Source organism: Flavobacterium sp. LPB0248 (assembly GCF_013388355.1).
GTDB lineage: Bacteria > Bacteroidota > Bacteroidia > Flavobacteriales > Flavobacteriaceae > Flavobacterium.
Genome location: NZ_CP058246.1, coordinates 836,610 through 851,466 on the forward strand (window position 1 = coordinate 836,610; position 14,857 = coordinate 851,466).

14 protein-coding genes are annotated in these 14,857 nt (G+C 32.5%); 11 read left to right on the top strand and 3 right to left on the bottom strand.

From position 1 onward, the window contains the following. Position 1 precedes the first annotated feature (1 nt). The 3 genes from LPB248_RS03385 to LPB248_RS03395 form a co-directional block, all read right to left on the bottom strand. Positions 2-2,380 (bottom strand): TonB-dependent receptor domain-containing protein, encoded by a 2,379-nt coding sequence (locus tag LPB248_RS03385; RefSeq protein WP_177210181.1) that lies wholly within the window; start codon positions 2,378-2,380, stop codon positions 2-4. 157 nt (positions 2,381-2,537) lie between these two features. Further along, a complete protein-coding gene (locus tag LPB248_RS03390; RefSeq protein WP_177210182.1) occupies positions 2,538-3,683 on the bottom strand; it encodes a helix-turn-helix domain-containing protein in 1,146 nt (381 codons plus the stop codon). A 66-nt stretch (positions 3,684-3,749) separates the two neighbouring features. Continuing rightward, positions 3,750-4,892 carry a helix-turn-helix domain-containing protein gene (locus tag LPB248_RS03395; protein ID WP_177210183.1) on the bottom strand — a complete coding sequence of 381 codons (1,143 nt, stop codon included), beginning with the start codon at positions 4,890-4,892 and terminating at the stop codon, positions 3,750-3,752. Between the two features lie 169 nt (positions 4,893-5,061). Between LPB248_RS03395 and murQ the strand changes: the two genes are divergently transcribed. From murQ to LPB248_RS03450, 11 genes are all read left to right on the top strand, one after another. Continuing rightward, on the top strand, positions 5,062-5,874 hold the full coding sequence (murQ, locus tag LPB248_RS03400) for an N-acetylmuramic acid 6-phosphate etherase (RefSeq protein ID WP_177210184.1): 813 nt from the start codon (positions 5,062-5,064) through the stop codon (positions 5,872-5,874). 81 nt (positions 5,875-5,955) lie between these two features. Then, a complete protein-coding gene (locus LPB248_RS03405) occupies positions 5,956-6,177 on the top strand; it encodes a DUF6095 family protein (protein WP_177210185.1) in 222 nt (73 codons plus the stop codon). A 27-nt stretch (positions 6,178-6,204) separates the two neighbouring features. Continuing rightward, positions 6,205-6,435 carry a hypothetical protein gene (locus tag LPB248_RS03410; protein ID WP_111424143.1) on the top strand — a complete coding sequence of 77 codons (231 nt, stop codon included), beginning with the start codon at positions 6,205-6,207 and terminating at the stop codon, positions 6,433-6,435. Continuing rightward, the gene (locus LPB248_RS03415) at positions 6,420-6,734 is read left to right on the top strand and encodes a type II toxin-antitoxin system RelE/ParE family toxin (RefSeq protein ID WP_177210186.1); all 315 of its coding nucleotides are present in this window, start codon (positions 6,420-6,422) and stop codon (positions 6,732-6,734) included. The genes LPB248_RS03410 and LPB248_RS03415 overlap by 16 nt, the downstream gene beginning before the upstream one ends. Continuing rightward, positions 6,722-7,294 carry a pentapeptide repeat-containing protein gene (locus tag LPB248_RS03420; RefSeq protein ID WP_177210187.1) on the top strand — a complete coding sequence of 191 codons (573 nt, stop codon included), beginning with the start codon at positions 6,722-6,724 and terminating at the stop codon, positions 7,292-7,294. The genes LPB248_RS03415 and LPB248_RS03420 overlap by 13 nt, the downstream gene beginning before the upstream one ends. 10 nt (positions 7,295-7,304) lie before the next feature. Then, entirely contained in the window at positions 7,305-7,880 is a 576-nt protein-coding gene (locus tag LPB248_RS03425; RefSeq protein ID WP_177210188.1) for a DUF1572 family protein, read from the top strand. 278 nt (positions 7,881-8,158) lie between these two features. Beyond that, positions 8,159-8,530 (top strand): DNA topoisomerase IV, encoded by a 372-nt coding sequence (locus LPB248_RS03430; RefSeq protein WP_177210189.1) that lies wholly within the window; start codon positions 8,159-8,161, stop codon positions 8,528-8,530. A gap of 231 nt (positions 8,531-8,761) precedes the next feature. Further along, complete coding sequence (locus LPB248_RS03435; protein WP_177210190.1) at positions 8,762-10,681, top strand: DUF294 nucleotidyltransferase-like domain-containing protein; 1,920 nt, start codon at positions 8,762-8,764, stop codon at positions 10,679-10,681. Positions 10,682-10,683: 2 nt separating this feature from the next. Beyond that, positions 10,684-11,319, top strand: coding sequence for a PolC-type DNA polymerase III (locus LPB248_RS03440; RefSeq protein WP_177210191.1), 636 nt, complete (start codon positions 10,684-10,686; stop codon positions 11,317-11,319). A 161-nt stretch (positions 11,320-11,480) separates the two neighbouring features. Continuing rightward, positions 11,481-12,959 (top strand): hypothetical protein, encoded by a 1,479-nt coding sequence (locus LPB248_RS03445; RefSeq protein ID WP_177210192.1) that lies wholly within the window; start codon positions 11,481-11,483, stop codon positions 12,957-12,959. A gap of 68 nt (positions 12,960-13,027) precedes the next feature. After that, entirely contained in the window at positions 13,028-14,812 is a 1,785-nt protein-coding gene (locus LPB248_RS03450; protein ID WP_177210193.1) for a cytochrome-c peroxidase, read from the top strand. The last annotated feature ends 45 nt before the right edge of the window (positions 14,813-14,857 follow it).

The window sequence follows — 14,857 nt, forward strand, 5'->3', positions numbered from 1 at the left end:
TTTAATTCGCTCTCTTTTTCTCATCCTGATTTCCAAAAGCACGCTCTTTCACATTAATCTTCTTATTTCCAAAATTGTAAACCACAGACAAACGCACAAAACGATTGCTTTCATTTTGACTATAAACCTGTTTCACACCATTTACAACCGATGTAAAATTTTTCAAATAAGAAGTATTAAAAATATCATTAGCCAAAAATGCGATCTGCAAAGTTTTATTCAACAAATCCTGTTTAAAACCAATATCAAAACTCGAAACATAGCCAACCTCATACAAACCGCTTTTAAAAGGCGTACTGTAATTAAAATCTATTTGAAGCTTGGAGTTTTTTCCTAAAACAAAAGTATTGTTTGTTGTAAAATCGATTTGCAAACTGTTTGACGGCGTTGCATTAATATCTTTAATAAATTCTGTTTTGGCTCCCAAAAAATACAAAGAATTTTCACTTGACCACCATTCTGCAAAACTTGCCGAATACGTTTCTCCAATTCCGTAGCTCAAATTTTTAAAATAATTCTCGCGAGTTACAATTTGCGTATTGGTTTCTGGATTTGAGGTAAAAACAACTCCATATCCGTTTGTAATTGCATTTACAAAAATACTTGTTCTTAAAATCTCTTTATAAGAATGTGCCAACTCAAAATTGTCACTAAATGAAGGTTTCAAAAATGGATTCCCTTCAGAATAACTGTTGCTGTTAATATAGACCTTAAACGGATTCAGCAGATCGAAACGCGGCCTATTAATTCTTTTTCCATAATTCAAGCTAAATGTATTGTTTTCATTCTTTTTGTATGAAGCAAAAAACGTTGGAAACAGCTTCAAATAATTATTGACATTTTCTTGGTTCAGCGTTTCTGAAAATCCTGTTGTCTGTGTATTTTCAAGCCTAAGCCCCATTTGAAGATTCCATTTTTCGTTAATTTTCTTACTTCCGTTAACATAGACCGCCTGATTATTTTCTTTGTAGCTAAATCTATTGGATTGACTAGGATCTAATACTGGTGTTCCCGAAATCGTATTGTAAAAAAACACATCGCTAATACTATTGGTAAAGCTAACTTTTGCACCATAAGACAAATCGAATGCTTGCAACGGATGTTCCATATCTGCTTTAAAACTCCAGTTATCAATATCCTGATTCGAAATATTTTTTCCAGCTTGATTTACATCAATAAACTCCATTTCTGGCGTATAATTATTGGCAATAAAATCACGATCGAATTTTGAGCTGTAATTAAAATAATCTACATCAAAAGACAATTTTCGATTCAAAGGATCTAATTTGGTAATAAGATGCGCATTGTAAGTCTGATTTTTCGAACCTTTATCTGTAAAACTTTTATTCAATGTTATATTTTCCAAGTCGTTTTGCGTATTGTATTTTTCTATCTTAATATCTGATCCAAAATCTGGATTATTCCTATCGTTCATGAACTGAAAACCAATAGAGGTGCTAGGTGATAAATCATAATCTAGAGCCAATTTTCCTGAAAAATTCTCGTTTTTAATTTTTGTGTCAGCTCTCATTGTTGAAAGTCCATCGGGAAAATACATGTCCAAATTCTCTGTAGAATTTTTATAACCCGTTTTACCATTTACACTTGCCGAAAATCTAAACTTATTTTTACTGTAGAAAAAATTATCTCTCAAAGTATAGATCCCGTATTTATTTTGATCATAAGAAGCTGTCACAGTATTTTTCCACGAATCACGAACTCCTTTTTTCATGATAATATTTATCAATCCTCCAGTCCCATCGGCTTCATATTTTGCTGGCGGATTGCTTATAATTTCAATATTCTTAATGTCTGCTGCAGAAATCGATTTTAAGAAATTATTCAATTCCTCGCCAGTCAATTCAATCAAACGCCCGTCTATCATAGCGCGTGAAGTTCCTTTTCCTAAAATGGTAATTACATCATTTTTTACTACAACTCCAGGCGCTGTATTAATGGCACTTAAAGCATCGCCGCCAGTTGTTGTAACATTGTTTTCGAAGTTATAAACTAAGCGATCTATTTTCTGTTCGATGGTTTTCTTTTTAGATTGAACTACAACTTCAACTAATTTGGTTTCATTTTCTTTGAGAATAATAGTTCCTAAATCGGTGTTTTTTTCTAGCGAAATTTCTTTTTCATAATTAGTAAATCCTAAAAGACCGATTTCTATTTTATAAAAGCCACTTTTAAGTTTTATTTCAAAAGAACCATCTTCTTTAGTTGTAGTTCCATCGATAATTTTTCCTTCTTTATTTAATATTGAAATTTCTGCCCATTCTAAAGCTTTTGTTTCACTAGCTACTTTACCTTTTAATGTTAATTGCGCTAAACAAAATAAAGGCAATAGTAAAAAGATTAGGAGATTTAATTTTTTCATGATTTCTAATTTTTAACTTGTTCGATTAATTTGAAGCAAAGTTGCTATAGAAAATTTCCCTGTGCGACCGACAAAAAAAAGTCGAACCATTTTCTCAAATAGAAATTGGTTCGACCTTTTTTTGTAATGCGTTCGACTTTTTACAAAGCCTTTATTTTTAGCTGTTTCTGTACGCTGTCGGTGTTAAATTTGTATATTTTTTGAACGAAGTATTAAAAGATGATTTTGAATTAAATCCTACTTCATACAAGATTTCTAAAACCGTTAGATCTTTTTTGGAAGGATTTTTAAGAATTTCCATCGCTTTTTGAATACGATATTCATTCACAAAATCAAAAAAATGCTGATCCATATGTTGATTAATCAAAAGAGATAAATCTCGAGCCGGAATTTCAATTTGATTAGAAAGTTCCTGAATTGTAAGCGACGGATCAAGAAAAGGTTCTTTTTCTGCCATATATTGTTTCAATGCCGAAATCTGGTTTGCAATTATTTCGTTTTGGCTGTCTTTTGCGTCAGTACTTCCATTATTTTCTTTAGGAAGAATATCTCTTGCTAATAACAATTTTGAATCGATGCCTCTAAAAAGTTCAGGATAATTCAGCGCTTTTAAAACAAACCAACAAGTGATCGCCAAAACCAAAAATTGCAATATGGTGTTAAGCCAAATCCATAAGAAATCAATAGCAGCATATCGCAATATATTTTTGGCTATCGCTAGGTAATACAAAACAAAAAGTGCCATTGCGATTTGAAACAACCACTTAAAAATAGAAGTTCTCGGATTTGTATAATTTTCCTGAAATATTTCTCTGTACTTTTTCAAAACCAAAAAGACGCCTATGCTATAAACCACTGTTTGTAGACCAAGAACAAGAAACAAATAAAACATTTCTGGCGATTGGTCACGATGGTCATAAAACAGTCTTTTGTTAGCTTCATTTAAAAAATAGAGTCTAAACAAGAAAACCACATTTGTTAGAACAAACGGAATTAAATGCAACAAATGTTTTGAACGCAACCTAAAATCAGCAAAACAAACGGATAAAACATAAAGATAGAAAGCTGGCAGTACTAACGCACAAATAGTCCATCTAAAAAATTCGAAATTAAAATGGTCTCTAATGAAGTTCTCATCGATGAAAATACCACTATTATCAATGGCAAAAAATATCAAATAGCAAGCAAATAGCCTATTTGCAAGTTTGTTTTTTGTTTGCACAGTGAGTAAAAAGAAGGCCAGCAATAAGGAAACAAAAACTGATATTCCAGCCATACCTGTTAAAAAAGTGACTGTATTCATTACTTTTTTGATTATTTAACAAATATAATGTTTTAGTTCTTAAACATAAATTCATCAGAAGTTAGATCAATTTACAATAGCATTTCGGTAAGCCGTAGGCGTTAAATTTGTATATTTTTTGAAAGAAGTATTAAACGATGATTTCGAATTAAAACCTACTTCGTACAATATTTCTAAAACTGTAAACTGATTTTTTGAAGGGTCTTTCAAAATATCCATCGCTTTCTGAATGCGGTATTCATTCACAAAATCAAAAAAATGCTGGTCCATATGATGATTAATCAAAATAGATAAATCTCGAACAGGCATATTAATTTGATTTGCCAATTCCTGAATGGTAAGCGATGGGTCTAGAAATGGCTCTTTTTCTAGCATATATTGTTTTAGTGTCGATATCTGAGTATTAATAAAATCGTTTTGTTCATTTCTAGTTTCGTTTTGTTCTTCAACTTCAGGTAGAATATCTTTGGTCAATTTCAGTTTCGAATTTACTCCTCTAAAAAGTTCTGGATGCTTTAAAGCTTTCATTATAAACCAACATGTTATAAATAAAGCGATCGTTCCAACAAGGACATTTGCCCACAAAAACACTTCTTTGAAACCACTATATCGAAGTACATTTTTTAATGCTACAATAGAGTGTGCAACAAGAAATACACAAGTCATTTGGAAAAGCCATTTATACGTTGATATACCTGTATTGGTGTAATTCTCCAAATAGATTTCTTTATACTTTTTCAAAATTAAAAACACGCTTACGATATAAAAACCATACTGCAATTCGATTAAAATCTGAATAAAATAGATTTCAGACATTTCATTTAATGGACCTATGAAATTGCCATTTATAATACCTAAATATATTCTTGGTATAAAAATTAAATTGACCATTACAAAGGGCAACAAATGAATGAGATGTTTCCATTTCAATTTAAAATCTGAATAGCATACAGATAAAACATATAAATAAAAAGAAGGCATTCCCAGCAGACAGAAAGTTGCTCTAAAAATCTCTAGATTTCTATAATCTTCTGTATAGAGATACATAAAGAAACCGCTAAGATCAATTGCCGAAAAAATAAAAAATAAAGCAAAAATACGGTTTGCCAGTTTGTTTTCTGTTTTAACTGTCAGCAGAAAAAACGCCATTAATAAGGAAACGAAAACAGAAATTCGAGCAATTCCCTGTAGTAAATCTAATTTGTCCATTTATCTTTTATGAATATTAAACAAATATAATATTTTAGTTTATGTAACAATGATGAGAGAGAAGCGTCTTTATTCAAAAAAAATAAAAGAAAATGAAGATTATAAAGCTTTGAACTTTGCGAGATTGAGATAAAATATATTAATTTTGACGCGTCTAAATAACTATAAAATGACATTTACAAAAACCACGGAACAAGCATCAAAATATGAACATTTAGAGAAAATGTCTGTTCATGAATTGTTATCTAATATTAATCAAGAAGACAAAACTGTTCCTTATGCTGTCGAAAAAGCTTTGCCACAGATCGAAGCTTTGATTCCGCAAATAGTCGACAAATTAAAGCTGGGTGGTAGATTGTTTTATATTGGAGCTGGAACTTCTGGCCGACTTGGTGTTGTTGACGCTTCTGAATGCCCGCCTACATTTGGAGTACCTTTTGATTTAGTAAATGGTATTATAGCTGGTGGCGATACCGCTATCAGACGTGCTGTCGAAAACGCTGAAGACAGTACAACAAATGCTTGGATCGATCTTCAAAATCATAATATCCATTCAAATGATGTTGTAATTGGAATTGCGGCATCTGGCACAACTCCTTATGTAATTAGTGGTTTAGAAGCTTGTAATGAAAATAATATCGTTACAGGATGTATTACATGTAATGCTGGAAGTCCGTTGGCATTAACAGCTCAATTTCCAATTGAAGTTGTTGTTGGACCAGAATTTATTACAGGAAGCTCGAGAATGAAAGCTGGAACTGCTCAAAAACTGGTTTTAAATATGATTTCTACTGCTGCAATGATTCAGTTAGGAAAAGTGAGAGGCAATAAAATGGTCGACATGCAGCTAAGTAATATTAAGCTGGTTGATCGTGGCGTAAAAATGATTATGGACGAAATTCCAGTATCGTATGACGAAGCATCAGAACTGTTGAAAAAATACGGCAGTGTGAGAAATGCTGTCGATAATTATAATAAGTAAAAAGTTTTCTGTGAAATGTGAAATGTTGTTTCAAACTGCAATTTGAAACTTGAAACAAAGAAAACTTGAAACAAAAACAAAATGGCAACAAACAGACAATTACTAGGAAAAGGAATTAAATATTTAACAGGTGCTTTGCCTTTAATGTTTCTTGGTCCATCGTTAATTTATAATGCTTTTCAGAATCAAAGCAACAACTGGCACTATCTTGTTTTAGGAATCGGAATTGTAGCTTGCTTGTCTTCTATGGTTTTGATCTTTTTGGGATTGAAAACCATTATGAAAGGTATATTTAATGACTAATTTGTATCTTTACTAAAATTCTTTGTTATGGATATACAAGCAGAAATAAACTGGATTCACCAAGAAATTGATAAAGTAAAAGATCCTTCTTTTGTTGAAAAACTAAAACACCTTTTACAATCAATAAACAATACTGCAATTGATTCGGATGCAGCTTATAATTTAGATATTGAAAATGCCTTAGACGATATTAAAAAAGGTAATTTTTATACTGAAGATGAAGCTAAAGAAATTGCAAAAAAATGGGGAAGAAAATAATTTGGACAAATAGTGCTTTGAGCCAATTAGAAGATATTCATTTTTACATTTTTTTTGAAAGCAAATCAATTACAATTGCTGACAAAGTAGTTAATACTATTTTTGAAAGTACAGAAATTCTTAAAATACAGCCTGAAATCTATAAACTTGACAAACAGAAAGCCAAAAATGATGGCAATTTTAGAGTTTATTCTGTTTACGATTATGCTATTTCTTATCAAATAACGAACGAGAATATCTATATACTTCGAGTGCGCCACAATGCACAAAAAACTAAAAAACATTCATGGAAAGTCTAATTCACATTCAGAAAACATTTGACAAAGTTGTTTATATTGATAAACGAATAAACAATCGGGAGTTTGAAGATTGTGTGTTTAAAAATTGTGATTTTTCCAACAGTAATTTTAGTTCTAATACTTTTCTTGACTGCGAATTTATAGACTGTAATTTATCTATGACAAGTTTGGCTGGAACAAGTTTAAAAAATGTCACTTTTAAAAATTGTAAACTTCTCGGAATCGCTTTTAACGAATGTGACGATTTCTTATTTCAGGTATATTTTGAAGATTGCGTTTTGGATTATGCGCTTTTTTCGAATAAAAAAATGCCAAAAACCAAATTTATCAATTCTTCTGTGCGTGAAGTAACTTTTATCGGAACGAATTTAACGAGTTCTATTTTTGATAATTGCAATCTTGATGGCGCTATTTTTAATGAAACACAATTGGCTGGAGTTAATTTTAAAACAGCTTATAATTATAAAATCGATCCTGAATTTAATCCGATGAAAAAAGCACAATTTTCTACAGACGGAATTGTTGGATTATTAGACAAATACGATATCAAGATTGTTTAAGAAAATAGCTATGAAATTATCTGAATCTTACCTAGAAAGTGTCAAAAAGCAATTTTTATATTATAAAATGCTTGGAGAAAAAGCGATAGAGCAACTTGAGCCTTCGCAACTTTTTGTATCGTTTAATGACGACACCAACAGCATTGCTACCATTATAAAACACATTTCAGGCAACATGCTTTCGCGTTGGACTGACTTTCTAACTTCTGATGGAGAGAAAGAATGGCGAAATCGTGATGCAGAATTTGAAAACGATTTACAGTCTAAAGAAGAAGTTCTGGAAGTCTGGAACAAAGGCTGGAATTGTCTTGAAAATGCTTTGGGAAGTCTAAAACCAGAACAGCTTTCAGATATCATTTACATTAGAAATGAAGGTCATACGGTTATTGAAGCTATAAATCGTCAATTAGCACATTATCCTTATCATGTTGGTCAGATTGTTTTTTACGCCAAACAGTTGAAAAACAGTGAATGGAATAGTTTATCGATTCCGAAGAATAAATCGGGAAATTACAATGCTGAAAAGTTTGCCAAAGAGAAAGAAATTAAGAACTTTACCGATGATGAATTAAAGAGATTGAAATGATCGAATATTATGCAAATTTTGGCGGGACATGCTGGTGGATCTTAATTAAATTCTGTAAAACAAATTTAACCGAAGAGCAGAGTTCCAAAAACAAAAAACGAAATTTACTTTTTATAGCTTTTATAACTCTTGTAATTTTCTTTTTATTCTTTAATTGAAAAAGAACTTTTGAAAACCAAAGTCCTAGCCCCGATGGTAGCGACATCCTTTTGTGGTGGGGTTCACCACAAAAGATATAGCGGACAGCGGGAATCAGCTCCTAAAAAAACTTATTTAAAATGAAAAAAATACTATTCTTATTCCCTATTTTGACTTTAGTTTCATGTTATAATGCTGAACACAATTGCAAGGATTTTAAAACTGGAAAATTCAAATTTGAAACAGAAGTCAACGGAGAGAAAAAAACAACCTATTTTGAACGCAAAGATGATATCGAAATCGAAACTTTTGAAGGAAAAACAGATACAGCAACCATTCGTTGGGTAAGTGATTGCGAATATGTACTACAGAAAAAGCATCCAAAAAACATGGCAGAAGAAAAAGCAATCAGCATGAAGATTTTAACAACTTCTAAAGATTCTTATACGTTTGAATTTGGCTTGGTTGGTTCTGAAGAGAAACAGCGAGGTACTGTTTATAAAGTTGATTAAACTTTCGTTATATACTATTTAAAGCTCCAATCTTGGAGCTTTTTTTAATCTGTTTAAAATTGAAATACAGTGTGGAGCTACTTGCGGAGATCCCTCGTTCCTCGGGATGACAAAAATGTGCAAAAAAAACCTTTGTCCCTTTGTCCCTCAGTTTCTTTGCAACTCAAAAAACAAAAATGTTTCTTTTACATTTCTATTATAAATAGTACATTAGAACTCTAATCTAACCAAATGAAAAATACCATTTCGCAACGTGTTGCCGACTTTTTAAAGAACTATCCGCCGTTTAATTTTCTACACCAGAGAGATTTAGAAAATCTGTCTGAACAGATTTCTATTATTTATAAAGAAAAAGATTCCGTAATTTTTGCCGAAAATGATAAAACGCACGATTCTTTTTATGTAGTGCATAAAGGTGCAATTGCATTAAAAAAAAGCACTAAAAATACGGTTTTAGACATGTGTGACGAAGGCGATATTTTTGGACTTCGTCCGCTTTTGGCACAAGAAAATTACATTATGGAAGCTGTAGCACATGAAGAAAGTATTCTTTACGCTATTCCTATTGCGGTTTTTAAACCTTACGCCCTTGAAAACAGAAACATTGGTAATTTCCTAATTGAAAGTTATGCTTCAAATACTCGAAATCCGTATTCAGACATTCATAAAGATAAATTATATGGCGATGATCAGTTAAATGAAAACCTGCATTCGAGCAATCATTCTTTTGATCTAGCGCCCATCAAATATTCAAAAAAAATCGTAACCTGCAGTCCGACAACGACTGTTAAGGAAGTGGCTAAGATTATGAATAAAAAGAAAGTTGGTGCTATTCTGATTGTTGATGAAATGCTTCCAATTGGTATTCTAACTGATAAAGACCTTCGAAATAAAATTGTTACCGGTGATTTTCCAATTACGACAACAGCTGAAACGATAATGACGAAACCTGTTATTACGTATCCAAAAAAAATGACGGTTACTGAGGCTCAAATGGCGATGATGAAAAGCAATATCAGCCATTTGTGTTTAACGAAAGATGGAACGGTAAATACTAAAGCGGTCGGAATTTTATCGAAACACGACGTTATGGTGGCGCTTGGAAACAATCCTGCGGTTTTAATAAAAGCCTTAAAACGCACTAAAAAAATCAAGGAAATAAAACCAATCCGCAACCGAATTATGCAACTGCTACAAGGTTATCTGGATCAAAATATTCCGATGACTTTGATTACCAAAATCATTACAGAATTGAACGAGGCCTGCACTACTCGAGTTATCGAGATCTGTTTGGAAAAAATGAGCAGTCCGCCGCCTGTAAAATTTGCATGGTTGGCGCTTGGAAGCCAAGGACGCGGCGAACAAATGCTGCATACCGATCAAGATAATGCAATTGTTTATGAAAATGTAAATGAAGTTTTTAGAGATGAAACGAAAATATATTTCTTAAAATTTGCCGGTCTTGTCAATAAAGGCCTATTTGAAATTGGTTACGATTATTGTCCTGCCGATATGATGGCTTCTAGTCCGAAATGGTGCATGAGCCTGGATGAATGGAAAGCTCAGGTGCATCATTGGATTACAAATCCAGGGAAAAATGAAGTTTTACTTTCCTTTATTTTCTTTGATTACAGCAAAACTTATGGCGATTCTGAAATCGTTAACGAATTATCTGATTCTATTTTTGAAAATGTAAAAGCAAATCCGATTTTTTATATGCATTTGGTGAGCGGTGCTTTGCAAAGCCCTTCTCCTACTGGCTTCTTTAGACAGTTTTTGGTTGAACAAGATGGTGCAAACAAAGACAATTTTGATATTAAGCGTAGAGCTTTAATGCCTTTAACCGATGCGGCGCGTGTTTTAATTTTATCGCATTCCGTAAAAGGAATCAGTAATACGGCAGAGCGTTTTGAAAAATTGGCTGAACTGGAACCAAATAATAGAGAATTGTATTTATCATGTTCTTATTCGTTCAAAGCATTATTAAAATTCAGAACGAAACAAGGATTGTTACATCATGACTCGGGTCAATTTATCGAGCTGGAATCTTTAACCAAAATGGAAAAAATTAAGCTGAAACGTACTTTTAAAACTATCAAAGAACTTCAGGAACTTATTTCAGTACGTTTTAATATTTCAAATCTGGTATAATTATGAGTTTATTCAATTTTTGGAAAAAAGAAGAGACTAATCTATTCGATGAAAATATTACCATCGAAGAAACTCGTTTTGTTGTTTTAGATACCGAAACTACAGGATTTGATTATGATAACGATCGTATTTTATGTATTGGCGCATTGGTTCTTCAAAACGGAATCATTAATGTTCAGGATAGTTTTGAAGTTTATCTAGAACAAGATCATTATGATAAAACGACTGCTCAAATTCATGGCATTTTAAAAGATTTATTGATTAAACGTCCGACCGAGTTAGAGGCTTTACAGCAATTTTTAGATTTTTTAGGAGATTCTATAATCATTGCGCATCACACAATTTTTGATGTTACCATGATTAATAAAGCTTTAGAACGAAATGGTCTTCCGCATTTAACCAATAAAACTTTAGATACCGCTTATTTGTACAAAAAGACTTTGATTCAATCGCATTTATTCGAAAGAAAAGATCATTATACCTTAGATGATTTGGCTGACAAATTTGATATTTCAAAAAAAGACCGTCACACTGCTTTGGGTGATGCTTACATCACGGCGATTGCTTTTCTTAAAATTGTAAAAAAGCTAAAAGAGAAAAAAGCAGTCAATCTAAATCAGCTTTTTAAACCGCTTTAAGATTTTTTTGGGAATCTAAAATTTACATTCCAAACTTTTAATTTACTATTTAGTAATACAACACTTATAAAAGTTAGCAAAAAGGAAAAATACTCATAACATGTATTTTGTTTTTGAAAGATAGCTTTGCTCTAATCAAAAAAAACACAAAAAAACACTTTATGAAAGCTAACTTCTTAAAATCGATTACCTTGCTTGGAATTGCAGGTCTTACTGCAATTGGCTGTCAAAATGATGACAAAGATTCAAAAAACGATGTAAACGCAAGCATCGATTTCACTTCACATTCAAAAGTACCACCTTTTGTTTATGCTCAGACAGGTTTTGAAAACTTAAAAATCACCACTTTAATTGCTAGTTCTGATGTACTTCCTGATTCTCCATCTTTTGTTTATGGTGCGCAGCCTGACGGAGCTGGAATAATGAAAGATCCTAAAGGTGATGGATACATTATGATTACTAACCATGAAATTATTCAATCTGTATCAAGAGTATATTTAGACAAAACTTTCAAGCCTGTAAAAGGAGACTATATCGTTGATGGTGTTGGAGGTCTTACTCGTTTGTGTTCTGCTACTTTGGCAACTCCAGAAATCCACGGATTTGGACCAATTTTTTTAACTGCTGGAGAAAGCGGTCAGGAAAGTATGGTTCACGGAATTAATCCTCTTGGATTATCTACTGATAAAGCTAGAACTGACAGAGTGTTGCCAGCTTTAGGAAAAGCGAGTATGGAAAACGCTGTTCCGCTTCCAAAAGAAGCTTACCCAGGAAAAACAGTTATTTTAATTGGTGAAGATCAATCGTATGCAACTTCTCACGTGAGTGCTGGTCAGTTAATTATGTATGTGAGTACAGTTGGCGATTTATCTAACGGGAAATTATACGCTTTAAAAAGAACTGACGGAAATCAAGTTGAAACAACCATCACTTTAAACAATTCATATCCAGTTGAATTTGTTGAAATTCCGAATGCAAAAAACTTAACTGGTGCGGTAATCAATACAACGGTTAATGATTTAAAAGCAATTCGTTTCTCAAGAGTTGAAGACGTAGATTACAGAAAAGGAAGCGCAAGCAACAATAGAGAAATTTACTTTACTGCAACTGGTCAAGCAACAAACAATGCTCCTGTTGAAGGATATACAATGTGGGGAAGAGTTTATAAAGTAAAATTAGATGCAACAAACCCATTAAAAGGAACTTTAGAATTGGCTGTTGAAGGTGACAGTACTCCTGGAACCGGAATCATCAATCCTGATAACTTATGTGTGACTGAAAACTATGTTTACATTCAGGAAGATGGTGATAGTTATTATGCAGATGCAAAACACGATTCATATATTTGGCAGTACAATATTGCTACAAAACAGAATAAACCGTGGTTAAATATGAACCACAAAAGAACAGATACAACTTGGAATGCACTTTATAACCAAACTGGCGAAATGAGATTTGGAAGCTGGGAATTTGGAGCTATGCAAGACATTTCAGATATCATTGGCGTTCCAGATACTTTCACTGTAAATATTCACCCTCATACTTGGCAAAGTGATGCATTTAAAAATGCTGATGGTTCAGGAACTCAAACTAACAAAGAGGGAGGACAAACTGTAATTATTAGAAACGTACAGCGCTAATAATTTCTACCAAAATCTATTGACAACCCTTATTTTTCGATAAGGGTTGTTTCTATTACAACTCCACTATGAAATTAAAATATTTTACTTTTCTATTTATACTGCTTTCTTTTTTCTATTCATGCAAAGAAAGCGAAGCATCAAAACCAACGGTCAAACAAGAATTACTTGTAGACTTAAATAAACTTAGCAACGAAATTTCACAATTTCAAAAACTTGTAACCAGCAATTCTTCACAAAAAGAAATTGTAGCCCAATTTAAAAAATCACGTCTAGCATACAAAAAAGTCGAATGGGCAATTGAATATTTTATTCCTGAAACAGCTAGATTCATGAATGGTCCAGCATTAGATGAAATGGAACTGGAAGAAAACCGATCTTTTGAACCTCATGGTTTTCAGGTTATGGAAGAAATGATATATCCTGAATACAATCCTGAAAGCAAAGAAGATTTAACGAGAGAATTGAATATTTTTCAGGCGAATATTAAACAGTTAAAAAGCACTTTTGAGGCTATTACCATTAGTGATGATTATGTTTTGGATGCCATTCAGCAGAATGTATTTCGAGTTATTGCTTTAGGAATTACAGGTTTTGACAGTCCGATCCTACAGTCTTCAATTCCAGAAGCTAGCCAGAGTTTAATCTCAATTCCAGAAACGCTTGAAAAAATTAATGCAAATAATAAATCGGTATCTGAATTAAGAGAATTAACCAAAAACGCACAAAAATACTGTACTGAAAATACTAATTTCAATGCTTTCAATCGTGCTATTTTTATATCTGAATATCTAAATCCAATTTCGAAAAAACTGAAAACTTTTCAGAAAGAAGAAAACATTAAAAATGTAAAGAAAAGCAGTCCGCTGAAACCAACAATTGAAACTTTATTTGATAAAGACGCTTTTGATGTGAATGCTTTTGTACTTTCTAAAGAATATAATTTTACTAAAGAAAAAGCCATTTTAGGCGAAAAATTGTTTTATGATACAAGTCTTTCCAAAAACAATGACCGAAGCTGTGCAACTTGCCATAATCCTGAAAAAGCTTTTACAGACGGATTAAAAACAAACATTTCATTAACGGGAATGAATTTACCAAGAAACACTCCTACTCTAACCTATGCTTCTTTGCAGAATGCTCAATTTTGGGATATGCGTCAGTTGGATCTAGAAAAACAAAGTGTGGATGTGATTCAGAATAAAGACGAAATGCATGGCTCGATGGAAAATATTCATGCTAAAATTCAGCTGGATAAGGAATATGTAACACTATTCAAAAAAGCTTATCCAAAAATATCAAAGCCAGAAGCGTGGCAGATTCAAAATGCTATTGCGAGTTATGTACGCTCTTTAAATGCTTTCGATTCCAGATTTGATGAATACATGAGAGGAAATAAAAATATTCTGAACAACGAAGAAATCGAAGGAATGAACCTTTTTATGGGAAAAGCAAAATGTGCCACTTGCCATTTTACGCCATTATTTAACGGAACAGTTCCGCCAAGTTATTCCAAAACCGAACATGAAGTTATCGGAACTCCAAGTGAAGCTTCAGGAAAATCTTTAAGTCCAGATAAAGGCCGTTACATCTACAATCAAATGCCTCAATTAGTTGGTGCATTTAAAACGCCAACTGTCAGAAATGCTGCTGTTACAGCGCCATATATGCATAACGGAGTTTTTAAAACGCTCGAAGAAGTAGTTTCTTTCTACAATAAGGGTGGTGGAATTGGTTTAGGCTATGAAGTAGAAAACCAAACGCTTCCTTTTGACAAACTGAATTTGAGTGTAAAAGAAGAAAAGGCTCTTGTTGCATTTATGAAAACGCTAACGGATAAAAAATACCAGTAAAACCAAAATAAATCCCCAATTAAGTAAAACGCCGAAAAGTAATTT